Below are 26607 nucleotides of genomic sequence, written 5' to 3'. Positions count from 1 at the left end.
AACTTAGAAAGTTTTTATGGTTACTTCGGTAAGTTCTTTTAAAAGCAACTCGGCGCTTAAATTTACCAAGCTACCAAACAAAAAGCTCCCCAAATGTAATTTAGGGAGCTTTTTAGCAAACAATTTGAGTATTAGGCCTTAAACAGCTTCACAAAATCATCAAACAAATAACGTGAATCGTGAGGTCCAGGAGAAGCTTCTGGGTGATATTGTACCGAAAACGCTGGTTTGTCTTTGCGACGAATTCCTTCTATCGTTTTATCGTTCAAATTAATATGAGTCACCTCTACATCAGGGTGGGCCTCGATTTCAGCTGGACTTACCGCAAAACCGTGGTTTTGAGAAGTGATTTCAGAGAGTCCTGTTTGAAGATTTTTGACAGGGTGATTGAGTCCTCTATGACCTTGGTGCATTTTAAAGGTAGAAATCCCACTAGCAAGACCCAAAATTTGGTGTCCTAAACATATACCAAACAATGGCTTATTGGTATCTAAAAATTGTTTTACGGTTTCGACCGCATACGGCATTGCAGCTGGATCCCCTGGCCCATTGGAGATAAAGAATCCGTCTGGATTAAACGCCATTACTTCCTCGAAAGATGTTTTTGCGGGAAATACTTTACAAAAGCAGCCTCGTTGCACCAAATTTAAGAGGATACTCTTTTTGATTCCATAATCCATCACTGCAATCCGATATTTTGCAGTAGCTTCATCACCCATGAAGTACACATCTTTTGTACTTACAATGGATGACAATTCTAGCCCGTCCATACTAGGAACATCTCGAAGGTGCTCCCGCAATGTTTTTTCATCCAAAATTTCGGATGAAATGATAGCATTCATTACTCCCTTTTGTCTTACATGACGAACCAACTGACGAGTATCTACATCACTGATTCCGACAATGTTGGCACGCTCAAAATAAGTTTGAAGAGAAAAATCCGCAGTTTTACGAGAATAAATCTGAGAAAACGAATTACAAACCATTCCGCTAATTTTAATTGAGCTGGATTCTTCTTCATTTTCTAGCTGTACCCCATAGTTTCCGATATGAGAGGTAGTATTTATGACGATTTGCCCAAAGTATGAAGGATCCGTGTAGATTTCCTGATATCCGGTCATACCTGTGTTAAAGCAAATCTCCCCTCCCATGGTGCCAATTTTACCTAGTGCAGTCCCTCTAAGGGCTGTCCCATCTTCCAGAAGTAATAATGCAGGTTGTCTAGAACTCATTTTTTATTTAGTAATTGAGAATTGTTGCTACAAATTTCAAAAAAAAGGGGCTAAACTTTCGTTTAACCCCTTCTGTATTTTAATTTTTCTTCATTTATTTTTATTCTTTAGGAGAAAAATTATTCTTGACCAGCGTTTAATTCGTCTTGCCAAGTTTTCAATTCATCAAATTTGCCGTCACGAGCAAGGGCAGCTTGTTGGGGCCAAGTAGCTGGACTTTTCGAACCAATACCAGCCTCAGACACAATTTTCTGAATGTCTTCAGGAGTTGTATCTGCAAGTTGAGCAAAGGTACTCACACCTGCGCTAACTAAAGCAGCAGCAATTTTAGGTCCAATACCCTCGATGATCTCTAAATCATCAGTGGCTTCAGTAGCAGCTTCCTCAGTAGAAGGAGCTTCTTCGATTACAGTAGGTGCAGCTTTTACTTCTACAGCAGAGGTTTCTGGCTCATCTTGAGAAGCAGCTTTTTTACCTCCGCGACGGCTACGACGAGTTTTAGCAGCTTTCTCTTCAACTGCTGTTAGAAGAGTTTCGTTAAAGTCAACTAGCTCAATCAAGCATATTTCAGCCGCATCTCCTTGACGAGTACCCAATTTAATGATACGAGTGTATCCACCGGGACGGTCAGCGATTTTGTCAGATACAGTACTGAAGAGTTCTTTGATAACCTCTTTTTCAGGGATATAAGAAAAAACAATACGACGATTGTGGGTATTGTCTTCCTTAGCACGTGTCAAAATTGGTTCTACAAATTTTTTAAGCTCTTTTGCTTTTGCCAAGGTAGTTTGGATACGCTTGTGCAAAATCAACGATGCAGCCATGTTTCGCAACAAAGCACTACGGTGCGATGAGGTACGACCTAAATGGTTGTCTTTTTTACCGTGTCTCATTGGTTTGAGTTTGAGATTAGCTTCGAGCGGCGATTTACGCGCTTCAGAATACTAACCGGTGAAATAATTTGTTAAAAATAAACTAAGATGTGCGAACACATCTTATGTTAAATAAACATTAATCCTCGTCTAAGCGGTACTTCGCAACGTCCATACCAAAAACAAGGTTTTTCTCTGCCACAAGTTGTTCCAATTCTGTTAAAGATTTTTTACCAAAATTACGGAACTTCATCATGTCAGCTACTTCTAATTTGACAAGATCACCCAGCGATTTGATGTCGGCTGATTTGAGGCAGTTGTATGCCCGCACAGACAAATCAAGGTCGGCAAGAGGTGTTTTCAAAAGCTTACGCATACGAAGCATTTCTTCATCTACTTCGCTTACTTCATCATTTTTCTGAGTTTCAAACGTCATAGTTTGGTCAGAGAACAACATGAAGTGTTGAATCAAAATGTAAGCAGCTCCTTTCAAAGCTTCTTCAGGGTGAATAGACCCGTCGGTAGTTACTTCAATGAGCAGTTTTTCGTAGTCAGTTTTCTGTTCTACACGCGTGTTTTCAACGCTATACTTAACATTTTTAATGGGCGTATAAATCGCATCAATAGGAATGTGCCCTATCGGCAATTCCATGTTGCGCGGTTCGTCCGCAGGTACATATCCACGACCCTTCTCAAGGATGATTTCCATCTCAAAAGTAATCTGGTCGTCGATGTGGCAAATAACTAAATCGGGGTTTAAAACCTGAAACGAAGAAGTAAACTTAGCAATATCGCCAGCGGTTACGACTGATTGGTTCTTAACACTTACCGTGATTTTGTTATCAACCAATTCCGAAACCTTTTTAAAGCGTACCATTTTAAGGTTCAGCACGATTTCGGTAACATCTTCCACCACCCCTTCAATTGAGGAAAACTCATGAAGTACACTGGGGAATTTTACACTAATAATAGCGTACCCCTCAAGTGATGAAAGCAAAATACGGCGCAACGCATTTCCGATTGTTACGCCAAAACCTTTTTCAAGAGGCTTGAACTCAAACAACCCGTGAAAATCGTCGGCTTTTTCCATTACGACTTTGTCGGGCATTTGGAATGCTAAAATAGACATAGGATTAGCAGTTTTTTTAGAGTCCGAAGTGTGGCAATAAGCCAAAAAAGTATGTTTTACTAAACATACAAAAACAAAACCCTTGACGTGGAATCCCACCCCAATGGGTTTTGCAATACTTTAAAGTTACTTCGAGTACAATTCGACGATGGCTTGTTCGTTGACGTTCTCAGGAATCTGATCGCGTTCTGGATACTGAACAAACTTACCAACCATTAAAGAGTTATCCCATTCAAGCCAGTTAAAACGCTTAGCTGCCGCTGTACGTGCAACCAAACTAGCTGTAATAGCCTCGAGTGATTTTGATTTTTCACGTACTCCAACTACTTGCCCTGGGCGAAGCGAAAATGAAGGAACGTTTACAACCTCACCATCAATAGTGATGTGCTTGTGAGTTACTAACTGACGAGCGGCGCGGCGAGTGGGAGCGATACCCAAACGATACACTGTATTATCCAAACGTGCTTCGCACAATTTGAGCAAGTTCTCACCAGTAATACCTTCACGTACTGCTGCGCGGTGAAACAAGTTACGGAATTGGCGTTCCAAAATACCGTAAGTATATTTCACTTTTTGTTTTTCTTGTAGCTGAAGTGCGTACTCTGACTTTTTGCTACGGCGACCACGGCCATGCTGACCGGGAGGATAGTTTTTCTTATTCAACGCCTTGCTTGGTCCCATGATGGGTTCACCAAAACGGCGTGAAATTTTTGACTTTGGACCTGTATAACGTGCCATTTGAATTGAATTAATTTAAACACAAAAATTACCGTATGAACAATCCTGCAACCCCAGTGTCCAAATTGCGGATTGTCCTTACGGCTTTATAAAAACTTAGTAATTATACTCTTCTACGTTTGGGGGGACGGCAACCATTGTGAGGTAGTGGAGTAATATCTTTGATAGTTGTTACTTCAATACCCACGTTTTGTACGGTACGAATCGCCGATTCACGACCAGAACCAGGACCTTTAACAAACACCTCAGCTTTACGCATTCCTAGGTCATACGCTACTTGAGCGCAGCTTTGAGCTGCTGTTTGTGCAGCATAAGGAGTATTTTTCTTAGAGCCTTTGAAGCCCATTTTACCAGCAGATGCCCAAGAAATGACTTGCCCTGACAAATTGGTAACTGAGATAATGATGTTGTTAAATGAAGCTTTGATATGGACTTGGCCAACTTGCTCCACCTGTACAACGCGTTTTTTAGCTTTATCTTTACGCTTATTTTGAGCCATTTTATTATTCAGGTTGAATGTTATTAGTCATTTGTATCGTTAATTAAAATCAACTACTAACAAATAACTTTTAACTCAATTACTACTTAGTAGCTTTTTTCTTGTTGGCCACTGTCTTACGTTTTCCTTTACGCGTGCGGCTATTGTTTTTTGTTCTTTGACCACGTACAGGCAATCCTTTACGATGGCGCAAACCACGATAGCAACCAATATCCATAAGGCGCTTGATGCTCAACTGAATTTCTGAGCGAAGAGTTCCTTCTGTGTTATATTCACCGTTAATGATCGCCCGGATAGCGTTCGCTTCCTCATCAGACCATTCAGCTACTTTTTTGTCTAAATTAACTCCGGCTTTCTCCAATATTTTACGAGAAGAGCTACGTCCGATTCCGTAAATATAAGTTAACGAAATTTCACCGCGTTTTTTATCCGGAATGTCAACACCTGCAATACGTGCCATATCTTATAATTATCCTTGTCTTTGTTTGTACTTGGGATTTTTCTTATTGATAACGTAAAGTTTCCCTTTACGGCGAATCACTTTACATTCAGCACTGCGCTTTTTAATAGACGCTTTAACTTTCATTGTTGTATTTGATTTTGGATTTAAGATTTTGAAACAATAGAATTTCTTAAAAAAGTATTCTAAAATTCGCTATCTACCATCAAGTTACTGTTATTTATATCGGTAAATTATCCGAGCTTTAGACAAATCATAGGGTGACATCTCTAATTTGACTCGGTCACCTTGCAAGATTTTAATGTAATTCATTCTCATCTTACCCGAAATATGGGCGATTACTTCATGCTTGTTTTCAAGTTGTACTCTAAACATAGCATTTGATAATGCCTCTACAATAATTCCATCTACTTCGATAAGTCCTTGTTTTGCCATATACAGCTTTTTGGTAAGAAAGTTAGACGCTTACCATTAACGTCGTGTTTTCGGTTACTTCCTCTATATATTTAAACGTGGTCAAAATCTCGGCTTTCCCTTTTCGTACCAATACAGTATGCTCAAAGTGAGCGGCAGGCTTACGGTCGGCAGTACGTATTGTCCATCCGTCTTTTTCCTGCACTACTGTACGCTTCCCAAGGGTTATCATAGGTTCTATGGCTATCACAATCCCTTCTTTTAGCTTTGGTCCTTGACCTTTCTTTCCATAATTAGGAACCTCGGGACTTTCATGAAGGTTTCGGCCTACGCCATGCCCCACCAACTCTCTAACCACACCATAACCAAAACGCTCAACGTATGACTGAATAGCAAACCCTATATCTCCTACACTTTTTCCTTCTACCGCTTGTTCTATCCCCAAATAGAGCGATTGCTTTGTACGTTTTAGCAGATTCATTGCTTCTGTACTTACGGTACCAACAGGGTAAGTATAAGCACTATCGCTGTGAAATCCGTGCAATTTTACGCCGCAGTCGATTGATATTACATCTCCTTCTTTCAACACATATTGGCTAGGAAAACCATGTACCACTGTTTCGTTGAGAGATATGCAAAGCGAAGCTGGGAATCCGTTATACCCCTTAAAAGAAGGTATACCTTTATTGTCTCTTATATATTCGTCTGCTATTTTATCTAATTGCTTAGTAGTAACCCCTGGTTTTATCCATTTAGCTACCTCAGCATGCGTTTTTCCTAATACTTGTGCGCTTTCCTTAATCAGTAAGACTTCTTCTTCTGATTTTAGAAACATCATCTTTGACATTAGGCAGCAACTGTTTCTGTACGACCTTTTACACGTCCAGATTTCATCAAACCTTCGTATCTCTTCATCAAGAGATAGCTTTCAACCTGTTGGAGTGTATCCAAAACAACTCCCACAAGGATAAGCAATGAAGTACCACCAAAGAATTGAGCAAATTCACGAGTCATACCGGTCAAACTTGCCAGAGAGGGTAGAATAGCTACAACTGCTAACAAAATACCGCCTGGTAAAGTAATCCGATCAAGAACAGTTGCAATAAAATCCGATGTTGCTAAGCCAGGTTTAACACCCGGAATAAATCCACCTCCACGTTTCATATCGTCTGCTATCTGCTGCGGGTTAATTGCAATTGCAGTATAGAAGAAGGTGAAAACAATAATTAACGTTGCAAAGAGGCCATTGTACTGCCACGTCGTATAATCGTTAAATATAGTTGCAATAGAACTAGCGAAGTCACTTTTTTCCGCGAAAAGCCCTGCGACTAAAGAAGGAATAAACATCAATGCCTGAGCAAAAATGATAGGCATTACTCCCGAAGTATTGAGCTTAAGGGGAAGATATTGTCTTTGACCTCCCATTACTTTATTACCTACTACCTGTTTGGCATATTGAATAGGGATTCGGCGAACGGCCTGTGTCAGTGCTACTGCAAACATTACTACTAAGAATAAGGCTACTATTTCCAGTACAAAAATCAAAGCCTCACCTGAACCTCTTGAAGATGCTTCCTGAAAGATCGCTTTGGGAAAACGAGAAACAATACCAATCATAATAAGCATCGAAGTGCCGTTTCCAATTCCCTTGTCTGTAATTCGTTCGCCTAACCACATACAGAAAATGGTACCAGCTGTAAGAATAAACACAGACGAAATTGTAAACGAGGCTCGACTGATTAGTAATGCATCTGTCGAGATCGTTGTTTGCAAATAGCTAATCGATTGTGCAATAGTTACAAAAATTGTAAGTACTCGCGTGATTTGGTTCAGTTTTTTCCGCCCAGACTCACCTTCCTTCTGCATTTTTTGGAAATAAGGCAGAGCCATTGTCAAAAGCTGGATAGCAATTGACGCAGAAATGTAAGGCATAATACCTAGCGCAAAGATTGAAGCTTTGCTAAATGCCCCCCCTAAAAAGGTATCTAGTAACCCTAATAGGCCACCGGTATCGATGTTAAGCTTTGCTTCGTCTACGCCGGGTAGCACAATATAATAACCTAATCGATAGACTGAAATCAAGAGAAGAGTGTAGAGAATACGATTTCTCAACTCTTCAATTGAAAAGATATTTTTTAAGGTCTGTATAAACCGTTTCATGCGTTTTTAGATTTACCTGTGAAAAAATCAGGCAAAGTTACAAAAATCTTTTGAAAGATTACAAAGTAACTGCTTTTCCACCTGCTTTTTCAATGGCTTCGGCGGCTGTTTTAGAGAAAGCGTGCACTTTTACTTCTACTGCAGCTTTCAATTCACCGCGATTAAGTACTTTCACTAAATCTGTTTTAGAAATTAATCCGTTGCTCAAAAGCACTTCTGTATCAACTAAAGCCACGTTAGTTTTTTCTACTAATGCTTGGATTGTATCCAAATTAAGTGCTTTGTATTCTACACGGTTTATGTTCTTGAAACCAAATTTAGGAACACGTCTTTGGAGAGGCATCTGTCCACCTTCAAAGTGGCTTTTTTGACTGTAACCAGAACGTGACTGCGCCCCTTTATGTCCACGAGTAGATGTTCCGCCCATTCCTGAACCGTGACCTCTACCTAAACGTTTTTTTGTCTTTACCGAGCCTGCGGCTGGTTTTAATGAGCTAAGATTCATTGCCTGTAAGGGAATGGTTAAGTGTTAATTGTCTAGCAGTCATAGAAAAGTACAACCAAACAATTAACTTCTTTGTTAAATCTCTTCGACTTTCACTAAATGATCTACTTGACGAATCATACCAGAGATGGCCGGATTCACTTCAATCTCAACGCTACTGCTGATTTTACCAAGGCCTAAAGCTGTCAGTGTACGCTTTTGGCTCTCAGGTCGACCAATTTTGCTTCTAACTTGTGTAACTCTTATCTTTGACATTTTCGTAAAAGATTATCCATTAAAAACTTTGGCCAACTTCACCCCACGTTGGAAAGCTACTTGATGAGGAGCTCTCATTTTTAGTAAGGCATCGATAGTTGCCTTTACCACATTGTGAGGATTTGAAGAACCTTTTGATTTCGCTAATACATCATGCACTCCTGCTGCCTCTAAAACAGCACGCATCGCACCACCTGCAATTACTCCAGTACCAGGAGCGGCAGGTTTTACAAAAACCAAACCACCACTAAACTTACCGTGCATTTCGTGAGGTACTGTACCTTTGAGCAAAGGAACTTGTACGAGGTTTTTCTTCGCATCTTCGATTCCTTTTGCGATAGCGTCGGTTACTTCGTTAGCTTTTCCTAAGCCGTAACCTACTACACCTTTGCCGTCACCGACGACAACGATTGCTGAGAAGCTAAAACGGCGACCACCTTTTACTACTTTAGCAACGCGATTGATAGCGACTACCTTTTCTTTAAGGTCAGCCTCATTATACTTCACAGGTTTAATACTGTTTGACATATCTTATTAGAATTTGAGACCACCCTCACGAGCGCCGTCTGCCAATGCTTTAACTTTGCCATGAAACAAATAACCATTACGGTCAAAAACAACCGTGCTAACACCTGCAGCAATAGCTTTTTCGGCTATTTTGAGTCCTACTTGTTTAGCGTCTTCTGTATTTACACTTGACTTATTTGTGTCAAGTTCGTAAGATGAAGCTGCTGCCAGAGTGAGACCTTTTGTGTCATCTATTATTTGCGCATAAATTCGCGCATTTGATCTGAATACAGAAAGGCGTGGTTTTTCTGATGTACCATTTACCTTTTTCCGAATCCGGTACTTGATGCGCTGTCTTCTTTCGCTTTTTACTGAAGCCATGATTGCTTACTATTTTTCAGATTACCGATTACTTCTTAGCAGCCGCTTTACCAGCCTTACGTCTAATCTCTTCTCCAACAAAACGAATACCTTTACCTTTGTAAGGTTCAACTTTGCGGAATGAGCGGATTTTAGCTGCAATTTGACCTAAAAGTTCTTTGTCTATACATTCCAAAAAAACTTTCGGGTTTTGACCCTTCTCCATTGTTGCTGTTATCTTTACTTCAGATGGTACAGCAAAATAGATTCCGTGAGAATAGCCAAGGCTCATTTCTAGCACATTGTTATTGACAGAAGCTTTGTAACCTACCCCTACAATTTCAAGTTGTGCTTTATAGCCTTCACTTACACCCGTCACCATATTGTTGATGAGTGCGCGATAAAGGCCATGCATTGCCTTGTGACGTTTTTGTTCGGTAGGGCGGCTAACTACTAGTTCAGTTCCTTCTACCTCTATTGTAATATCTCTATCGATTGCACGGCTCAAAGAACCTTTAGGTCCTTTAACTGTTACAATGTTTTCATCTGACACCGATACTGTGACGTTTGCTGGTAGCGTAATCGGCTTTTTTCCTATACGTGACATGTTCTTTCTATGTTTTTATCAGTAAACGTAACACAATACTTCTCCACCCACGTTCAAGACGCGAGCTTCTTTGTCAGTCATTACCCCTTTCGAGGTAGATACGATTGCAACACCTAAGCCGTTGAGTACGCGAGGCAATTCGGTAGCACCCGAATATTTACGCAAACCTGGTTTACTTACACGTTGCAAATCAACAATGGCCGACTGCTTTGTTACGGGGTTGTACTTCAAAGCAATCTTGATTGTACCCTGAGGGCCGTTATCCTCAAACTTATAGTTTTGGATAAAGCCTTTGTCGTAGAGTACTTTCGTTATCTCCTTCTTAATGTTAGAAGCAGGTATTTCCACAACCCGGTGCTTCGCCCTTATGGCGTTTCTGATTCTCGTCAGATAATCTGCTATGGGATCGGTTATCATTTCTCTACTGATTTGTTGCTACCCTTCCGCAAAAGGGCTGCAAAGTTACGGAATTGATTTTTAAAAACAAAAGAGGTTTACCAACTTGATTTGGTTACGCCGGGAATTTTCCCTTGGGATGCCATTTCACGAAAAACTACGCGACAAATCCCAAATTTACGCATATACCCTCTAGGACGCCCTGTAAGACGGCAACGGTTGTGCAAACGTACCGCTGATGAGTTGCGGGGCAATTTGTCCAAGCCTTCGTAGTCTCCAGCTTCTTTGAGTGCAGCACGTTTGGCGGCATATCTTGCAACCAACTTCTGTCTTTTCAATTCTCTTGCTTTTACGGATTCTTTAGCCATTTCCTTATTTATGAAAAGGATTTTTATTTCTTACCTTTTACGAAGGGCATGCCAAGGGCTTTTAGAAGCTCATAGCTCTCTTCGTCAGTTTTTGCGGTTGTTACAAACGTAATATCCATACCTGAAATCTTGTTTACTTTGTCAATCTGAATTTCAGGGAAGATAATTTGCTCTTTAACACCAAAAGTGTAGTTACCACGTCCGTCAAAGCCTTTATCGCTGATTCCTTGGAAGTCACGAACACGTGGCAAAGCGATAGAATTCAAACGATCTAAAAACTCGTACATACGATCTCCGCGAAGAGTAACTTTAACACCGATTGGCATTTTTTCGCGAAGTTTAAAGTTTGAAATCGCTTTTTTAGAAATTGTAGGAACAGCTTTCTGCCCAGCAATGATGGTAATTTCTTCTAAACCAGCATCTATCAATTTCTTATCAGCTACAGCAGCACCAATTCCTTTGTTGATTACAATTTTCGACAAACGAGGCACTTGCATTACCGATTTGTATTGAAACTTCTCGTTCAATTGCTTGACGATATCGTTCGAATATTTTTCTTTTAATCTCGGAGTTGCCATTTTTTTGATTTAGTGGATTTCCGACCCACTTTATAGATTGTGTTTCTTACTTTAGGCTACTTTTAATATGCCAACTATTTAGAAGAGTCTGGAATAAACTGACCAGTCTCTTTCGAATAGCGTTGTAGCTTTCCTTTGTCGTTGAGCTTACGGCCAATACGTGTAGGCTGCCCAGTAGCAGGATCAACCAACATCAAATTACTGATATGAATCGAACCTTCCGTTTTTTTAAGCTCACCTTGAGGATTAGCGGCAGTAGGCTTTATGTGCTTTGTTATCAAGTTTACACCTTCTACGATAGCACGTTGTTTTTCTACCAACACTCTCGTGACTTTGCCTGTCTGACCCTTTGAGTTACCTGCAATTACCTTTACCGTATCGCCGGTACGGATGTGCAGCTTGGGTTGTTTGTTGTATTTTCTTTCCATTGCTTCTTATAATACTTCAGGTGCCAATGAAACAATTTTCATAAAGTTTTTCTCACGCAATTCGCGAGCAACAGGGCCAAAGATACGAGTACCACGTGGCTCGTCTTGGTTGTTGAGTAATACTACGGCATTGTCCTCAAATCGAATATAAGAGCCATCTTTACGACGGATTTCCTTTTTGGTACGAACAACAACGGCCTTAGAAACAGTACCTTTCTTAATGTTGCCCGAGGGAATTGCCTGTTTAACTGTCACTACTACTTTATCGCCAATAGAAGCGTAGCGCTTGCCAGTACCACCCAATACACGGATTACGAGTACTTCTTTTGCTCCACTATTATCAGCGACAGACAGTCTTGATTCTTGCTGTACCATTGTTATTTCGCTTTTTCAATGATTTCGACTAATCTCCAACGCTTATTCTTGCTAAGTGGGCGAGTTTCCATGACGCGAATTGTATCGCCAATGCCACACTCATTATTTTCGTCATGCACCATCAACTTGGTCGTTTTTTTCATAAACTTACCATATTTGGGGTGCTTAACTTTACGCTCGACCGCAACAACGCAAGATTTTTCCATCTTGTTGCTTACGACGCGGCCTATTCTGACTTTGCGTAAATTTCTTTCTACGGTTGTTTGTGCTGCTGCCTCCATTGTGTCGGTTATTTTACAATTGGGGTCTCCTGACCATTATTACGCGCTTACGGCCTTGTTTTTAGCCGACAACTCCGTCTTCAACCTAGCAATCAGACGGCGCGTATTACGAATACGCATCGGATTTTCAATAGGAGATACGGCGTGAGCAAACTTCAACTTAAGTAGGCGATCTTGCTCTTCCACAAGGGTTTGTTGCAATTGCTCTACACTTAGCGCTTTTATTTCACTATTTTTCATTTGACTAATGCTTATTCTGCTTCTTGATGATCGCGACGAACTACGAATTTAGTCTTCACAGGTAATTTTTGTGCCGCTAATCGAAGGGCTTCGCTTGCTAATTCAAGTGAAACTCCAGTAGCTTCAAACAAAATGGTTCCTGCTTTAACAGGGGCTACCCAATATTCAGGAGCACCTTTTCCTTTACCCATACGAACCTCAAGAGGTTTTTTGGTAATTGGTTTATCTGGGAAGATACGAATCCATACCTGACCTTCACGTTTCATTGCACGAGTAACGGAAATACGAGCTGCCTCAATCTGGCGAGCTGTAATCCAGCCCGGTTCGAGCGCTTTAATGGCAAACGTACCGAAAGCGATCTGGTGGCCACGAGTGGCCATACCTTGTTCAGACCCTTTGCTTTTTTGTTGTTTGCGGAACTTGGTTCTTTTCGGTTGTAACATGGTTCAGCAGTATTAGTAGAGCCTTTTAAGCTCTTTGCTTTCGATAATTACTTTTTCTTATTGCGATTATTGTTACGGTTTTTTCCACCGTCACGATCACCTCCTCTACGACGGTCGCCACCTTCACGGTCACCACCACCACGACGACGATCGCCTCTTTCTCCTCCACGTTCGTTGCCTCCACTACGTTCTGCTGAGGCAGCGCCACCGCTCACAGGAGACAAATCACGCTTCCCAAAGATTTCACCTTTGAATACCCAAACCTTGATACCGATTTTACCGTATACTGTCAATGCTTCAGAAATAGCATAGTCGATATCAGCACGTAAGGTATGAAGAGGCACTCGGCCTTCTTTGTATTCTTCTGTACGAGCCATTTCTGCACCACCAAGACGGCCAGAAATACGTACTTTAATTCCTTGAGCACCCACTCTCATTGCCGACGAAATCGCTTGTTTCATCGCACGACGGTAAGAGATACGGTTTTCTAATTGTTGAGCGATTGACTCTCCTACCAATTTAGCATCTATTTCTGGACGCTTAATTTCGTAGATGTTGATTTGGATATCTTTACCCGTAATCTTCTTGAGTTCTTCTTTGATTTTATCAACCTCGTTTCCACCCTTTCCGATTACAATCCCTGGACGGGCAGTGTGAATCGTCAAAGTGATGCGTTTCAAAGTACGTTCAATTACTACTTTTGAAATAGCGCCTTTTGGAATACGAGCGGAAATATATTTGCGAATCTGCTCATCTTCAATCAGCTTGTCAGCAAACTCACGTCCACCGTACCAGCTTGATTCCCAACCACGGACGATACCGAGTCGCAGACCTACAGGGTTAACTTTCTGTCCCATTCGTTATTGAAATTTTAGGCTTCTTGTTGGATTAATTGTGCAGCATCATCTACCACGATAGTGATATGATTTGAACGTTTGCGAACGCGATAAGCACGCCCTTGTGGAGCTGGGCGTAGGCGCTTTAGCATGGCGCCACCGTCCACAAATATCGTTTTAACGACCAAATCAGCATCCTCAAGTTTAGCGCCTTCGTTGAGTTGTTGCCAATTGGCTACTGCCGACATCAACACTTTTTTCAAAACCGGAGCAGCAGCCTGTGGCTGATACTGCAAAATTGCTAGCGCACGGCTCACTTTCTGACCTCTAATCATGTCAGCCACAAGGCGCATTTTGCGAGGTGAAGTGGGTACGTTTCTTAATATAGCTCTTGCTTCCATTTTCTTTCAGAAAAACATTAATTGTTATCTGTTAATAGTTATGTGGAATAAAACCAAACAATGGCTAACCATTAACTAATAACTTATCTCTTTCCTTTGTCTTTTTTTGCAATGTGTCCGCGGAAGTTACGAGTAGGTGAAAATTCACCTAGCTTATGCCCTACCATGTTTTCGGTTACGTACACAGGAATGAATTTATTCCCATTGTGTACCGCAAAAGTATGACCAATAAAATCTGGAGAGATTGTACTGCGTCTTGACCAAGTTTTAATAACTGATTTTTTGCCAGAACCATTCATGGTGTCGATTTTGCTCTGAAGGCGAAAATCAATGTATGGCCCTTTTTTTATCGAACGTCCCATTTATCTTCGATTATTTTTTACGTTTGCTAATGATCAAACGGTTTGAATACTTTTTAGGAGTACGGGTCTTTTTACCCTTTGCGTACAAACCTGTACGTGAGCGTGGGTGACCTCCTGAGGCACGGCCTTCACCACCACCCATAGGGTGGTCGATTGGGTTCATTGCAACCCCACGAACGCGAGGACGAATACCTAACCAACGCTTACGACCAGCTTTACCTAAGCTTACGTTCATATGGTCAGCGTTAGATACTGAACCTACAGTAGCGATGCAAACTGATAAAATCATGCGCATCTCACTTGAGGGCATACGCAATACTGCATACTTACCATCCCGTGCAACTAATTGAGCGTAAGTACCAGCACTACGTACCAATTGTCCTCCTTTACCAGGATGTAGTTCAACATTATGAACAATGGTACCGATTGGCATTGAGCTTAAAGGAAGCGCGTTGCCTACTTCTGGTGCTACACTTGAGCCAGAAACCACGGTCTGACCTACTACGATGCCTTGTGGAGCAATGATGTAGCGTTTTTCACCGTCTTCATATTGCAATAGAGCAATACGTGCAGAACGGTTAGGATCGTACTCTACTGATAATACCGTAGCAGGGATATCAGTTTTGTTACGCTTAAAATCAATGATACGGTACATGCGCTTATGGCCACCGCCAATGTAACGAGCTGTACGACGACCTTGGCTATTGCGTCCACCAGTTTTTTTGATGGGGGCCAACAGACTTTTCTCGGGCTTGTCGGTTGTTATCTCGTCAAACGACGGAGCCGTACGAAAGCGTTGACCGGGTGTTGTTGGTTTGAGCTTAATGACTCCCATTGTTTTGTTCTGTTATTTGCTACTTCAACGATTATTAAACAATTTCGGCGTAGATATCAATCACTTCGCCTTCTTTTAGAGTCACTATGGCTTTTTTGTACGTTGAAGTAATACCACTAATTGCTTTACCACGTGACATTCTAGTTTTTTTACGACCAATAACGCGCATTGTATCTACGCTTGCTACGTTTACACCATACATTTTCTCGATGGCTTTAGCAATTTCTATTTTATTGGCAGTTTTTGACACTTCAAATACATACTTACCCAAATTACTGAGTGTAGTAGCTTTTTCGGTCAATATGGGTCTCTTGAGTACACTCATTGTCTTACTTGTTCAAAAGATTTTCTAACTTCGACACAGCCGTTTCACTTATCAACAGCACCTCAGCATTGATGAGATCATAAGTATTTACTTCATCTGCAGTGGTGATATTTACCTTTGGGATATTACGTCCTGACAAATACACGTTTTTGTCATTAGCAGGCAAAATAAGAAGGGTCTTCTTATTTGAAAGCGAGAAAGCAGACAAGAGCGCTAAGTATTGTTTTGTTTTGGGTGCTTCAAAAGTAAAGTCCTCAATCACAGAAATACCATTTGCTTTTGCTTTTGCAGAAAGTACAGACTTACGCGCCAGTACCTTCACTTTCTTGTTTAGTTTGAAGCTATAATCGCGAGGTCTTGGACCAAATACACGACCACCACCTACAAACACTGGCGACTTGATTGAACCAGCACGCGCGCCTCCAGTTCCTTTTTGGCGCTTGATTTTCTTTGTTGAGTACGAAACTTCTCCGCGCTCTTTTGATTTGTGTGTACCCTGACGTTGGTTAGCCAAATACTGCTTAACGTCCAAATACACAACGTGCTCATTTGGCTCAATGCCGAAAACTTCATCGGCAAGGGCTACTTTTTTGCCCGTATCTTTTCCTTTTATATCTAATACTGAAAGTTCCATTGTCTTAATATCGGATTGAACAGTTCACCGTAGCTATTAATTACTTCTCGATGATTACAAAAGAATTCTTCGCACCCGGCACCGAACCACTAATAACGACGAGATTCTGCTCAGGAATGACTTTCAACACTTTAAGGTTCTGAACCTTAACGCGATTGTTACCCATTCGACCTGCCATACGAAGCCCTTTAAATACACGAGAAGGGAATGAGCAAGCTCCAATCGAACCTGGGTGACGTTGGCGGTTGTGCTGACCGTGCGTTTGGCCACCTACACCTCCAAAACCATGACGCTTAACTACCCCTTGGAAACCACGCCCCTTAGCAGTACCTACAACATCAACAAAATCACCTTCAACAAATACCTCTGAGAGAGTCAACGTTTGTCCGAGCGAAAGGTCTTGAGTAAATTCTTTAAACTCAACCAATTTACGCTTGGGTGTTGTCCCAGCTTTCTTGAAGTGACCCGCGAGCGGCTGGGTCGTGTGTTTTTCTTTTTTTTCTGCAAAACCGAGCTGGATAGCTGAGTATCCATCGGTTTCATCGGTTTTAACTTGCGTAACGACACAAGGACCAGCCTCAATTACAGTACACGCCAGAGCCTGCCCGTCCGCAGTGTACACGCTTGTCATCCCGATTTTTTTTCCTATTAAACCAGACATCTTTTTGATTTACAGCAGGTTATAAAATTTATTTTACAAAATGGACTGCAAAGGTCGTGAATTTATTTTAACAATCCAAGTACGTTTTATTTGATTTCAAAAAAAAAGTCAGATGCGAATACATCTGACTTCTATCTTAAAGATAATACTCTTATTTAAGAGGGCTTATCTTCAGTGAATTCAGATGCGGTTTCCTTTCGGACCTTCACCCAACCTATATTTTATTTTGAAACTAAAAGGCGTCTTTCTGAAAAGGCTTGCAAAGGTCTGAAATTCAAGCTGCAAAAGCAAGCATTTTGCAAGAAATTTTATAAAATAATTTTATCCTTTTACTTTTGTCACAATAAGCCCTTTCATACAATATATATTATCGCACAATTTGGTGTATTAGCATCGCCACAATTTTCGTTATGTAATAAATGTACGAGGTGAGGTTAATAAAGCAGTCATAACATGAAAGTTCGTTGGTTCGTATTCTTATTTCTTATTTTTTTTGGACAAGTACTTATAGCTCAGACGAGTAGATCCAGCCGACTCTATCGCAACGCTCCTGCTTTTGGAAGCATGAAGCTTAGTTTCGGCGGAGGGTTGTCTTATTACTTAGGAGATATGAGAGCCAAAACCGATTTGAGATTCATTGAGCCACATTTAGCGGTGGCTTTATTGTATAGGTTATCTGAGCACTTTTCGGCTAGAGGGGAAGTAAATCTATATAGACTTTCGGCTAAACAAGAAGGCGGCCCTGTGTGGTACAACAATCTTTCTTTTCGTTCCACTAATCCTGCTGCCTATGTAGGTCTGCAAGCTGATTTGTTTGGATTTCATACAGAACGCTTTGTGAAGCCATATCTATTTGGGGGTATAGGTATAACGTTTATCAATCCCAAAGCTTATTATCAAGGAAAATGGTATAGCTTACGCCCTCTCCAAACAGAAGGTGTAACTTATAAGCGGCTTGTAGGAATTGCGCTTGTAGGAATTGGCGTTTCATTCAAATACAATGACCGCCTGGGTTTCGCAGTGGAGTTGAGCGACAACTTTGCTAATTCAGATTATTTAGATGATGTCAGTACCAATTATCCAGACCCTACTGGAATGTCGGAACTTGCCTTGGCATTGTCTGACAGAAGATCCGAACTTACGAATCTTCCTACTGGTTATTCTCCACGCAACGAACCTGGTAATCAAAGAGGTAATCCTAAAATCAAAGATTCATACGGATTTTTATCACTACGAGCCGAATATCTCATCGGTAGTCCAATGAGACGTGCAGAACGTCGCAAACTAAAATGTTATTACTAGTTACTTTTTTAGAAAACTGTTGCCCTCCTAATTTCTGCCCACAACCTGTTGCTTTAACGTAGGCAATGCTATCATATTACCTATGGTAGGATAAAGGTAAACTGGTTCCATTGGCAAATGCAGTAATCAACGTGGTGTATTTCTCAAAAAGCTCATTCATTTTATCAGGTCAAAGACTTTTATTATTGTCCTTGTATTTAGCATAATACACAGGATTATCAGCGATATATCTAATAAGAGCCCCATTGGTTCTCACTACAACTAAGGATAACGCCCTTCAAGAATTGTTGATCAGTGCTTCATTATGGTCTCAAAGAATCCAAATCAGTTTTTTGATGGAATGATTTCACAATAGTTAGGCTATATTTAAATTCTGCTTTTTATATTTTAATCACTATCAAAATTCTTTATGAAGCATATTCTTTTGATGGATGGCCCCGACCACAAAGGCCTCATTTATGGTGTCACCCATATTTTATACAATCACAATCAAAACATCATTAGTCAGGATGAATATGTGAGCCCTTCAGGGCAATTTTTTATGCGTACGGAGTTTGAAGGAGAAGGGGACCCTCAAAAAATAATGAAAGACCTTTTGAGCTTTCTACCTGACGGATTAAACTTTCGTCTGAACCCTAAGAAAAAAAAGGAAATCGTCATTTTGGTTACGAAAGAACATCACTGCTTGGGCGAATTGCTTATTAGATACGCTTTTGACGAATTAGACGCTACTATATCCGCCGTGATTAGTAATTATAATCATCTTCAAAGTTTGGTAAGTAAGTTTGGGATTCCCTTTCATTTTATATCCCACGAATTTCGGACTCGACCCGAACACGAAGAAGCTATCCTACGGACTCTTGATATATATAAGCCAGAGTACCTTGTTTTAGCTAAATACATGAGGGTGCTTAGCCCTACGTTTGTACAACAGTACCCCAATCAAATTGTCAACATCCATCATTCTTTCTTACCGGCTTTTATGGGAGCAGCTCCTTACCGGCAAGCCTACGAAAGAGGTGTAAAGATTATCGGAGCAACGGCTCATTTTGTAAACGATAATTTGGACGAAGGGCCTATTATAGCTCAAGATGTAAAAGAAGTTGATCATCGTTTTACGGCAGTTGATATGGCCACGTTGGGCAAAGACACTGAAAAACTTGTATTGTCAAAAGCACTAAAATTGGTGTTCAATGATCGAGTATTTATCCATGGCAACCGAACGATTATTCTTTAGACGCTTTCTCTATCTCCAAAAGTCAGCTTTCTAATCCCGTCTTTATTACAACAAAATCAACATAAAGTCTAATAGCGCTAAAATATTATCTAGGTTTCAGTATCTTGCGTGTCATTTTTAACCCCCTTCACTAACCTATTGCTTGCACTATGCAAAAACTACAAACCCTCGACTATTTAGTTTTCCTTTTTTATTTTATCGTTGTGGCTGGCTATGGCTATTGGATTTATCAGCGCAAAAAATCCCAAGAAGCTAGTACTACCGACTTTTTTTTGGCAGAAGGCTCGCTTACTTGGTGGGCGATTGGGGCATCGCTCATTGCTTCAAATATCTCGGCTGAACAATTTATTGGGATGTCGGGCAATGGTTTTTCGATGGGATTGGCAATTGCTACCTATGAGTGGATGGCAGCAGCGACTCTCTTGGTAGTAGGGATATTTTTTATGCCCATCTATTTAAAAAATCGCATTTTTACCATGCCTCAATTCCTCAATCAACGTTACAATACCACTGTTAGCCTTATTATGGCTATTTTCTGGCTGTTTTTGTACGTGCTTGTCAACCTTACTTCTATCCTATTTTTAGGGGCATTGGCGGTATCCACTATTTCGGGCATTGATTTTACGGTCTGTATGTGGGGGTTGGCTATTTTTGCCATATTCATTACAGTTGGGGGCATGAAGGTGATTGGGTATACCGATGTGATTCAAGTATTCTTTCTGATTTTGGGAGGTCTGGCTACTACTTATTTAGCTCTGGATTTGGTATCGAATGAGTTTGGTGTGTCGGGTATCTCTGCGGCTTTTAGTACTATGCTCGAAAAATCCGAGGATCACTTTCACATGATTTTTAAAGAAGGACATCCTCATTATATGGCTTTACCGGGCCTAACGGTATTGATTGGAGGAATGTGGATTGTAAACCTCAATTATTGGGGATGTAATCAATATATCACCCAACGAGCTTTGGGAGCCGACCTCAAAACTGCCCGTGAGGGTATCCTTTTTGCTGCATTCTTAAAACTACTAATGCCTATTATTGTGGTTTTACCGGGTATTGCGGCTTACACTCTTTATCAAAAAGGGTTGTTTCAAGTAGAAATGTTAGAAGGAGGAGAGCTCAACCAAGACCGCGCTTATCCTGTACTACTCAATTTGCTTCCCGTTGGCCTCAAAGGTCTTTCTTTCGCAGCCTTAACGGCGGCCATTGTGGCCTCCCTTGCCGGAAAAGCCAATAGTATCTCCACTATTTTTACATTAGACATTTACAAAAAATACATCGGGCCTGAGGCTGATGAGAAAAAATTGGTTTGGATAGGCCGGATCACTATTGTAGTTGCAATGATATTGGCTATTATCATTTCACCCTACATGGGTATCGATAAAAAAGGTGGTTTCCAATTTATTCAAGAAATGACTGGCTTGGTATCGCCTGGCGTTTTTGCCGCATTTTTGTTGGGTTTCTTTTGGAAAAAAACCAATTCGGCGGGTGCCCTTTTTGCAATTGTTGGCGGGTTTTTGCTGGCCTTTTCAATGCACAACAACTGGCTACCCGGTATAGACTGGACTACTGTACCATTTTTAGATCGTATGGGTATCGTGTTTCTGATTTGTGTAGCCGTGATGATTGTACTAGGGTTGTGGCAGCCAAGCCATAAAGGCCTCTCAATTGACTCTTCTATGTTTAAAATCAAAGGCTCTTTTGCGGTAGGTACTGCGGTAGTGATTGTGATATTAACTATTCTTTATACCGTATTTTGGTAGTAACACTTTGTTGCAGTCAATACTCATTTACCCCTGCCAAAGCAGGGGTATTTTTTTTATATTTTAAACCTTTTATGGCTATATCTTTCTAATCGGAGTCACGTTTAATGTAATCAACACATGAGCGCTATCCAACATCAACGTAAAATCCAGCATCTTTTTTGGAGAGCAGGATTTGGAGCTACTCCTCAAGAAATCAAGAAGGCTTTCTCTAAAAGCATTTACCAAATTGCGAAAGACATAGTAGACGAGAATCATCCAAGCACCCCTCTTCAGGAAGTACCGCTGGAAAGAGATTTTGATTACAAAAATCGAAAAAGAGAACTTAAGAATGATAGTACATCAGCAAATGTTGATAGAAACACTCAGCTAAAAGCCCTCATAAAAGAACGGCGAGAAACCATTGGCAATCTCAATAATGCTTGGTTTTTTCGGATGGGACATGAAACCAATGGCTTACGCGAAAAAATGACCTTCTTTTGGCACAATCATTTTGCGTGTAAAAGTAGATCCGCTCTTTTTCTTCAACAACAAAACAATACTTTACGAAGCAAGGCATTAGGCAAATTCGGGGATTTACTGCTGGCAGTTTCTCAAGATGCAGCGATGCTTCAATTTCTCAACAATCAGCAAAATCGCAAAAAAAGTCCCAACGAAAATTTTGCTAGGGAAGTAATGGAGCTTTTTACACTAGGAAGAGGGCATTATTCCGAAAAGGATATTAAAGAAGCTGCACGTGCTTTTACGGGCTGGGGTTTTAATCGGGACGGCGAGTTTGTATTTCGCAAGTTTTTTCATGATGAAGGAGTCAAAACAATTTTTGGAAAATCAGGTAATTTCAAAGGGGAAGAGGTCATTGAAATGCTACTCTCAAACCCTCAAACTGCCTATTTTGTGTGCACAAAAATATATCGATATTTTGTCAACGAGCGCATCAATGAGAATCATGTAAAAGCAATGGCCAAACGCTTTTTCCATTCCCAATACGACATCAAGGACCTAATGGGTTTTGTTTTCACTTCTGAGTGGTTTTATGATTCTGCCAATATTGGAACCCAAATCAAATCTCCAATAGAGCTTTTAGCAGGAATGCAGCGCAGCCTTGGCGTGGAGTTTGAAGACAAAGGTGCCATTTTATATACTCAAAAAATATTAGGCCAAGTACTTTTCAACCCTCCTAACGTGGCTGGATGGCCGGGCGGCAAATCTTGGATTGATAGCTCAAGTCTTTTGGCACGAATGCAACTTCCAAGAGTATTATTTCGCAACGAACGCATTGATTACAACGTAAAAGATAGTGGCGACGCAAACGAAGAAGTTATCAAACAAAAAAACAAATTTGTGGCGTCTGTCAATTGGGAGGTGTTATGTAAACCCTTCCTCGGTGTTAATGAAAATGAACTTGGAAGAGTATTGGCATCCTATTTGTTACAGGTGCCTATAAATGATAAAACCATCCATAAACTAGGCGAAAAGATCAAAGGCAACGATCAAACCGAAATTATCCAAAAGTGGGTGGTATCATTAATGAGTTTACCAGAATACCAACTCTGCTAAGTTCGTCGTTTATTTTTAACTGTATACCATCCACCAAACCATTTGATTATGAAACGTCGTGAATTCTTAAAAAACTCCGCTTTCGTTACTACGGGGTCTTTACTCATTCCTCAATTTCTGAAAGCTTACGAAAGACAGCATTTGGACTATACTCCTTCTAATGAAAAAGTCCTCGTAATCATCCAGCTATCTGGTGGAAATGACGGTTTAAATACGGTCGTACCCTATCAAAATGATATTTATTATCAAGAACGCCCTAGCATTGCAATCAAAAAAGAAAGTGTGCTGCGCCTATCTGATGAAATCGGTCTCAATCCAGCTTTAGACAAAATTAGGGGTTTGTATGATAATGGCTTGGTGTCGATTATTAACAATGTAGGTTATCCTAATCCAGACCGCTCTCATTTTCGTTCGATGGATATTTGGCAAACTGGAAGTAGCTCCGACCAATACCTTTCTACAGGCTGGGTGGGTCGCTACCTAGATGCTCAATGTAGTGGCAAATCGTGTCTTCCTCATCAAGCTTTGGAAATTGATGACACGCTAAGCCTTGCTCTAAAAGGTAAAAACGTAAATGGTTTGTCTCTTCAAAATCCTGAAAAACTATACGCCCAAACTCAAAATGCTTTTGTGAAGTTAGTGGCTGATTCGACTCCAGCCTCCCATCACGAAAACGTTGAATATTTATATAAAACCCTAGCTAGTACCGTATCTTCTGCAGCGTATGTGCATAGTAAATCAAAAATTTCGAAATCACGTTTCATTTACCCCACTACCGAATTAGGGAAAAGTTTAAAAACTATTTCCGAACTTATTTTAACCGGCGTTAGCACAAGCGTTTATTACGTTTCTTTGTCTGGTTTTGATACGCACATACGCCAAAATGACCAACAAGACCGGCTATTACGTCAATACGCCGAGGCAGTCGATATTTTTGTCAATGATCTCAAAGCTAACCAACGTCTTGATGATGTGATGGTATTGACATTTAGTGAGTTTGGCCGACGGGTAAAACAAAATGCTAGTAATGGTACTGACCACGGCACCGCCAATAATGTTTTTTTGATTGGAGGGCCAAAGAGAACGAGAAGCATATTAAACGAGGCACCTAACTTGACAGATTTAGACAATGGAGATTTAAAGTATTCAATAGATTTTAGGCAAATATACGCCTCTCTTTTAGACGACTGGCTCAAAACAGATTCCAAACTAGTCTTAGGGAGTGAGTTCAAACCATTAAAGTTATACTAACAAAAAAGCCTTTCAGTGTAATGAAAGGCTTTTTTGTTGTGTGGGTACTTTCAACACTTTTACCTACATTTGGTTTTCCCAACTAAAAAAATGATGCTCACATCTACTGATTCTATATTTGATATATTTACAGACCTTGGTGCTACTCTGGTTATTCCGAAAGAAGAGTTTATTGAGAAAACTAAAAAAATTAAAGCTTTTATATTTGATTGGGATGGGGTGTTCAATGATGCCACCAAAAATGAAAATGGCAGTAGTAATTTTAGTGAAGTAGATTCTATGGGCACCAATTTGCTGAGGTTTGGATGGTGGCTGTCCACAAATGGTCAAATGCCTTATGTAGCTATTATTTCAGGAGAACGTAATGTTTTTTCTTTTCAACTCACACAGCGAGAGCATTTTCATGGGTGTTATTATAGGATTAAGCATAAAATAGCGGCTTTGGAACACTTCATGGCTAGCTATAACCTAACTCTTGACGAAATAGCTTTTTTTTTCGATGATGCTTTAGACTTGTCTATTGCGGAGAAATGCGGGCTTAGAATCATGATACGTCATCAAGGAAACCCACTTTTTCAAAAATACGTTGTTGAAAACAATCTTGTAGACTATATTACAGCCCAAGAAGGCGGAAATTTTGCAGTACGCGAAGGTTGCGAGCTATTATTAGGGATTAAAGGTGTTTTTGATGAAACCATCGCCAAAAGGCAACTTTTTTATCCTGACTATAATCAATATTTAACTCAACGCCAATCCATAAAAAGTAACCTTTTTACTTTGATTGAAGGAGCATTTGAAGCTCAAAATTTTTAATCTATGAATATTCAAGATAATAGGCTTAAAACAGGAGATGGGGGAATTATTCTAACAAGCGTAGAAGATTTACTCAACTGGTCGCGTCTTTCATCATTGTGGCCAATGGGTTTTGGACTTGCTTGTTGTGCCATTGAAATGATGGCTTCCTATGCGTCAAACTATGATTTAGAACGTTTCGGAATTTTTCCAAGGCCATCACCTCGTCAGTCAGATGTAATGATTGTAGCAGGAACCGTAACCTTCAAAATGGCCGATAGGATTCGCCGTTTATATGAACAAATGCCCGAACCTCGTTATGTGATTTCGATGGGTAGTTGTTCAAATTGCGGAGGACCTTATTGGGAACATGGCTACCACGTAGTAAAAGGCGTGGATCGTATCATTCCGGTAGATGTGTATGTTCCGGGCTGCCCACCCCGCCCCGAAAGTCTTATTGGAGGGTTTCTTAAATTGCAGGAAAAAATCCGGCAAGAACACCCTCTTGCTCCACAATTGTTAATAGAAATGGAAAATGAATAAAATAAATGTAGAAGACATTCATCAAGTGATAGAAGCAAAATTTGGTACAGAATCAGCCACTATTATCAATCCTCAATCTCTCCAACCTATTTTGCTAATACCTTCCTCGCACTTATTAGAGATATGTCAATTTTTAAAGGATGGTAAAGATCTTTTTTTTGATTATTTAGCATCTATTACAGCCATTGATAATGGCCCCGACAAAGGCAATATAGATGTACTCTATCACCTAACATCTATTCCCTACCAACGAAACTGCATCCTTAAAGTTAGAATATCTAGAGAAATTGAAAAAGCCACTCTCCCTAGTGTAAGTAAGATATGGCAAACTGCTAATTGGCATGAAAGAGAAGCTTTTGACTTAGTAGGAGTTGTTTTTGAAGGACATCCAGATTTGCGTCGAATTTTGCTTCCTAATGATTGGGTAGGCCACCCACTTCGGAAAGATTATCAAGAAGAAGAATTATATCATGGCATAAAGGTAAAATTCTGAAAATCAGTGAATTGAAAATTTTTCTTGACATAATCAAAAAAAATGCTATCATTCGCAACATTTTTGATAAGAAAATCGTTGGAATGGCAAGTTTTCTTGGTTTTTAAACCTTATTTTAAAACTAATAAAAGAAATTAAGTATGTATTGGACACTCGAACTAGCCTCTTATTTAGAGGATGCCCCTTGGCCAGCAACCAAAGATGAATTAATTGATTTTGCTATTCGCACGGGAGCGCCATTAGAAGTTGTTGAAAATTTACAAGAGCTTGAAGATGATGGTCAACCCTATGAAAGTATTGAAGAAATTTGGCCTGATTATCCGACCAAAGATGATTTCTTCTTTAACGAAGACGAATACTAAGAAAGCCCCTTTTTGGGGCTTTTCCTTTTTCTTATAATTTAGATATTTTTTGTGGGTTGTTGTTGGTAGCAAAAAAAAGCAGTTCCTTTCAGGGGAACTGCTTTAGTTATTAATATCGTGGCGGCTACCTACTTTCCCGGGTGTTATCCCAGTATCATCGGCGGAGCGGGGCTTAACTTCTCTGTTCGGAATGGGAAGAGGTGAACACCCACCCTGTAACCACCATCAAGACCTTCGTGACTAATCACTATTTTCTTTGGCTATTGCTCAAGTCATTGACATTGGAAAGAAAGATACAATAAATATTTATAAAGAAGATATTGGGCAATTAGTACTGCTCAGCTTTGATGTCACCATCTTTACACCTACAGCCTATCAACGTCATCGTCTATAACGTCCCTTATGT

General features: G+C 40.3%; 39 protein-coding genes and 2 rRNA genes. 9 read left to right on the top strand and 32 right to left on the bottom strand.

The window, feature by feature from the left end; genetic code table 11:
- Positions 1 to 131: 131 nt before the first annotated feature.
- From carA to rplC, 30 genes are all read right to left on the bottom strand, one after another.
- Positions 132 to 1232 (bottom strand): glutamine-hydrolyzing carbamoyl-phosphate synthase small subunit, encoded by a 1101-nt coding sequence (carA, locus tag G563_RS0100200; protein WP_028663508.1) that lies wholly within the window; start codon positions 1230 to 1232, stop codon positions 132 to 134.
- 119 nt (positions 1233 to 1351) lie between these two features.
- Positions 1352 to 2125, bottom strand: coding sequence for a 50S ribosomal protein L17 (gene rplQ, locus G563_RS0100195; protein WP_028663507.1), 774 nt, complete (start codon positions 2123 to 2125; stop codon positions 1352 to 1354).
- Positions 2126 to 2243: 118 nt separating this feature from the next.
- Positions 2244 to 3233 carry a DNA-directed RNA polymerase subunit alpha gene (locus G563_RS0100190; RefSeq protein ID WP_028663506.1) on the bottom strand — a complete coding sequence of 330 codons (990 nt, stop codon included), beginning with the start codon at positions 3231 to 3233 and terminating at the stop codon, positions 2244 to 2246.
- A gap of 126 nt (positions 3234 to 3359) precedes the next feature.
- A complete protein-coding gene (rpsD, locus tag G563_RS0100185) occupies positions 3360 to 3971 on the bottom strand; it encodes a 30S ribosomal protein S4 (RefSeq protein ID WP_028663505.1) in 612 nt (203 codons plus the stop codon).
- A gap of 103 nt (positions 3972 to 4074) precedes the next feature.
- Positions 4075 to 4470, bottom strand: coding sequence for a 30S ribosomal protein S11 (gene rpsK / locus G563_RS0100180; protein WP_028663504.1), 396 nt, complete (start codon positions 4468 to 4470; stop codon positions 4075 to 4077).
- Between the two features lie 82 nt (positions 4471 to 4552).
- Complete coding sequence (gene rpsM / locus G563_RS0100175; protein ID WP_028663503.1) at positions 4553 to 4930, bottom strand: 30S ribosomal protein S13; 378 nt, start codon at positions 4928 to 4930, stop codon at positions 4553 to 4555.
- A gap of 9 nt (positions 4931 to 4939) precedes the next feature.
- Positions 4940 to 5056, bottom strand: a complete 117-nt coding sequence (gene rpmJ, locus G563_RS37515; protein ID WP_028523604.1) for a 50S ribosomal protein L36 — start codon at positions 5054 to 5056, stop codon at positions 4940 to 4942.
- Positions 5057 to 5146: 90 nt separating this feature from the next.
- A complete protein-coding gene (gene infA, locus G563_RS0100170) occupies positions 5147 to 5365 on the bottom strand; it encodes a translation initiation factor IF-1 (protein ID WP_013927416.1) in 219 nt (72 codons plus the stop codon).
- A gap of 22 nt (positions 5366 to 5387) precedes the next feature.
- On the bottom strand, positions 5388 to 6182 hold the full coding sequence (gene map, locus G563_RS0100165) for a type I methionyl aminopeptidase (protein ID WP_028663502.1): 795 nt from the start codon (positions 6180 to 6182) through the stop codon (positions 5388 to 5390).
- 8 nt (positions 6183 to 6190) lie between these two features.
- Complete coding sequence (secY, locus tag G563_RS0100160) at positions 6191 to 7504, bottom strand: preprotein translocase subunit SecY (RefSeq protein ID WP_028663501.1); 1314 nt, start codon at positions 7502 to 7504, stop codon at positions 6191 to 6193.
- 58 nt (positions 7505 to 7562) lie between these two features.
- Positions 7563 to 8009 carry a 50S ribosomal protein L15 gene (gene rplO / locus G563_RS0100155; protein ID WP_028663500.1) on the bottom strand — a complete coding sequence of 149 codons (447 nt, stop codon included), beginning with the start codon at positions 8007 to 8009 and terminating at the stop codon, positions 7563 to 7565.
- 75 nt (positions 8010 to 8084) lie between these two features.
- A complete protein-coding gene (rpmD, locus tag G563_RS0100150) occupies positions 8085 to 8264 on the bottom strand; it encodes a 50S ribosomal protein L30 (protein ID WP_028663499.1) in 180 nt (59 codons plus the stop codon).
- A 12-nt stretch (positions 8265 to 8276) separates the two neighbouring features.
- On the bottom strand, positions 8277 to 8792 hold the full coding sequence (gene rpsE, locus G563_RS0100145) for a 30S ribosomal protein S5 (RefSeq protein WP_013927421.1): 516 nt from the start codon (positions 8790 to 8792) through the stop codon (positions 8277 to 8279).
- Positions 8793 to 8798: 6 nt separating this feature from the next.
- Positions 8799 to 9152: a 50S ribosomal protein L18 gene (gene rplR, locus G563_RS0100140; protein WP_028663498.1), complete on the bottom strand. Its 354-nt coding sequence runs from the start codon at positions 9150 to 9152 to the stop codon at positions 8799 to 8801.
- Positions 9153 to 9180: 28 nt separating this feature from the next.
- Entirely contained in the window at positions 9181 to 9738 is a 558-nt protein-coding gene (gene rplF, locus G563_RS0100135) for a 50S ribosomal protein L6 (RefSeq protein WP_028663497.1), read from the bottom strand.
- An 18-nt stretch (positions 9739 to 9756) separates the two neighbouring features.
- The gene (gene rpsH, locus G563_RS0100130; RefSeq protein ID WP_037325715.1) at positions 9757 to 10155 is read right to left on the bottom strand and encodes a 30S ribosomal protein S8; all 399 of its coding nucleotides are present in this window, start codon (positions 10153 to 10155) and stop codon (positions 9757 to 9759) included.
- 77 nt (positions 10156 to 10232) lie between these two features.
- On the bottom strand, positions 10233 to 10502 hold the full coding sequence (rpsN, locus tag G563_RS0100125) for a 30S ribosomal protein S14 (protein ID WP_028663495.1): 270 nt from the start codon (positions 10500 to 10502) through the stop codon (positions 10233 to 10235).
- Between the two features lie 23 nt (positions 10503 to 10525).
- A complete protein-coding gene (rplE, locus tag G563_RS0100120) occupies positions 10526 to 11080 on the bottom strand; it encodes a 50S ribosomal protein L5 (RefSeq protein ID WP_028663494.1) in 555 nt (184 codons plus the stop codon).
- Between the two features lie 74 nt (positions 11081 to 11154).
- Positions 11155 to 11508 carry a 50S ribosomal protein L24 gene (gene rplX, locus G563_RS0100115; RefSeq protein ID WP_028663493.1) on the bottom strand — a complete coding sequence of 118 codons (354 nt, stop codon included), beginning with the start codon at positions 11506 to 11508 and terminating at the stop codon, positions 11155 to 11157.
- Between the two features lie 6 nt (positions 11509 to 11514).
- Positions 11515 to 11883, bottom strand: a complete 369-nt coding sequence (gene rplN / locus G563_RS0100110; RefSeq protein ID WP_028523592.1) for a 50S ribosomal protein L14 — start codon at positions 11881 to 11883, stop codon at positions 11515 to 11517.
- A 2-nt stretch (positions 11884 to 11885) separates the two neighbouring features.
- Positions 11886 to 12164, bottom strand: a complete 279-nt coding sequence (gene rpsQ / locus G563_RS0100105; RefSeq protein WP_028663492.1) for a 30S ribosomal protein S17 — start codon at positions 12162 to 12164, stop codon at positions 11886 to 11888.
- 39 nt (positions 12165 to 12203) lie between these two features.
- Entirely contained in the window at positions 12204 to 12404 is a 201-nt protein-coding gene (gene rpmC / locus G563_RS0100100) for a 50S ribosomal protein L29 (protein ID WP_028663491.1), read from the bottom strand.
- 11 nt (positions 12405 to 12415) lie between these two features.
- Positions 12416 to 12847, bottom strand: a complete 432-nt coding sequence (rplP, locus tag G563_RS0100095) for a 50S ribosomal protein L16 (RefSeq protein ID WP_028663490.1) — start codon at positions 12845 to 12847, stop codon at positions 12416 to 12418.
- A gap of 47 nt (positions 12848 to 12894) precedes the next feature.
- Positions 12895 to 13704, bottom strand: coding sequence for a 30S ribosomal protein S3 (rpsC, locus tag G563_RS0100090; RefSeq protein ID WP_028663489.1), 810 nt, complete (start codon positions 13702 to 13704; stop codon positions 12895 to 12897).
- Positions 13705 to 13718: 14 nt separating this feature from the next.
- Positions 13719 to 14084: a 50S ribosomal protein L22 gene (rplV, locus tag G563_RS0100085; RefSeq protein ID WP_028663488.1), complete on the bottom strand. Its 366-nt coding sequence runs from the start codon at positions 14082 to 14084 to the stop codon at positions 13719 to 13721.
- Positions 14085 to 14167: 83 nt separating this feature from the next.
- Complete coding sequence (rpsS, locus tag G563_RS0100080; protein WP_028663487.1) at positions 14168 to 14446, bottom strand: 30S ribosomal protein S19; 279 nt, start codon at positions 14444 to 14446, stop codon at positions 14168 to 14170.
- A gap of 10 nt (positions 14447 to 14456) precedes the next feature.
- Positions 14457 to 15281 carry a 50S ribosomal protein L2 gene (gene rplB, locus G563_RS0100075; protein ID WP_028663486.1) on the bottom strand — a complete coding sequence of 275 codons (825 nt, stop codon included), beginning with the start codon at positions 15279 to 15281 and terminating at the stop codon, positions 14457 to 14459.
- A 34-nt stretch (positions 15282 to 15315) separates the two neighbouring features.
- Positions 15316 to 15606: a 50S ribosomal protein L23 gene (rplW, locus tag G563_RS0100070; protein ID WP_028663485.1), complete on the bottom strand. Its 291-nt coding sequence runs from the start codon at positions 15604 to 15606 to the stop codon at positions 15316 to 15318.
- Positions 15607 to 15610: 4 nt separating this feature from the next.
- Positions 15611 to 16240 (bottom strand): 50S ribosomal protein L4, encoded by a 630-nt coding sequence (gene rplD, locus G563_RS0100065; RefSeq protein ID WP_028663484.1) that lies wholly within the window; start codon positions 16238 to 16240, stop codon positions 15611 to 15613.
- A 40-nt stretch (positions 16241 to 16280) separates the two neighbouring features.
- Positions 16281 to 16901: a 50S ribosomal protein L3 gene (gene rplC, locus G563_RS0100060; protein WP_028663483.1), complete on the bottom strand. Its 621-nt coding sequence runs from the start codon at positions 16899 to 16901 to the stop codon at positions 16281 to 16283.
- Positions 16902 to 17354: 453 nt separating this feature from the next.
- On the opposite strand from rplC, the gene G563_RS33310 reads away from it, so the two are divergent.
- The 9 genes from G563_RS33310 (at position 17355) to G563_RS0100015 (ending at position 26201) form a co-directional block, all read left to right on the top strand.
- The gene (locus tag G563_RS33310; protein WP_037325713.1) at positions 17355 to 18203 is read left to right on the top strand and encodes a hypothetical protein; all 849 of its coding nucleotides are present in this window, start codon (positions 17355 to 17357) and stop codon (positions 18201 to 18203) included.
- A gap of 409 nt (positions 18204 to 18612) precedes the next feature.
- Entirely contained in the window at positions 18613 to 19440 is an 828-nt protein-coding gene (gene purU / locus G563_RS0100050; protein WP_262506101.1) for a formyltetrahydrofolate deformylase, read from the top strand.
- 149 nt (positions 19441 to 19589) lie between these two features.
- Positions 19590 to 21203, top strand: coding sequence for a sodium/sugar symporter (locus G563_RS0100045; protein ID WP_028663481.1), 1614 nt, complete (start codon positions 19590 to 19592; stop codon positions 21201 to 21203).
- Positions 21204 to 21323: 120 nt separating this feature from the next.
- Positions 21324 to 22760, top strand: a complete 1437-nt coding sequence (locus tag G563_RS0100040; protein WP_028663480.1) for a DUF1800 domain-containing protein — start codon at positions 21324 to 21326, stop codon at positions 22758 to 22760.
- A 48-nt stretch (positions 22761 to 22808) separates the two neighbouring features.
- On the top strand, positions 22809 to 24011 hold the full coding sequence (locus G563_RS0100035; protein ID WP_028663479.1) for a DUF1501 domain-containing protein: 1203 nt from the start codon (positions 22809 to 22811) through the stop codon (positions 24009 to 24011).
- A gap of 90 nt (positions 24012 to 24101) precedes the next feature.
- Entirely contained in the window at positions 24102 to 24824 is a 723-nt protein-coding gene (locus G563_RS33305) for a phosphatase (RefSeq protein WP_229598418.1), read from the top strand.
- Positions 24825 to 24827: 3 nt separating this feature from the next.
- Positions 24828 to 25346 carry an NADH-quinone oxidoreductase subunit NuoB gene (gene nuoB, locus G563_RS0100025; RefSeq protein WP_028663478.1) on the top strand — a complete coding sequence of 173 codons (519 nt, stop codon included), beginning with the start codon at positions 24828 to 24830 and terminating at the stop codon, positions 25344 to 25346.
- Positions 25339 to 25839: an NADH-quinone oxidoreductase subunit C gene (locus tag G563_RS0100020; protein WP_037325712.1), complete on the top strand. Its 501-nt coding sequence runs from the start codon at positions 25339 to 25341 to the stop codon at positions 25837 to 25839. Before nuoB ends, G563_RS0100020 begins: the two co-directional genes overlap by 8 nt.
- Before the next feature lie 140 nt (positions 25840 to 25979).
- A complete protein-coding gene (locus G563_RS0100015; protein ID WP_013927448.1) occupies positions 25980 to 26201 on the top strand; it encodes a DUF2795 domain-containing protein in 222 nt (73 codons plus the stop codon).
- Positions 26202 to 26316: 115 nt separating this feature from the next.
- On the opposite strand, the gene rrf is transcribed toward G563_RS0100015, so the two are convergent.
- Both rrf and G563_RS0100005 read right to left on the bottom strand, forming a co-directional pair.
- Positions 26317 to 26428, bottom strand: a 5S ribosomal RNA gene (rrf, locus tag G563_RS0100010).
- 81 nt (positions 26429 to 26509) lie between these two features.
- Positions 26510 to 26607: ribosomal RNA gene (locus tag G563_RS0100005) — 23S ribosomal RNA — on the bottom strand; the annotation flags it as partial.

This window comes from Runella zeae DSM 19591 (genome assembly GCF_000423565.1).
Taxonomy (GTDB): Bacteria; Bacteroidota; Bacteroidia; order Cytophagales; family Spirosomataceae; genus Runella; species Runella zeae.
Note: the sequence above shows the minus strand (reverse complement) of the source record. Positions and strands in the feature narration are given on the sequence as shown.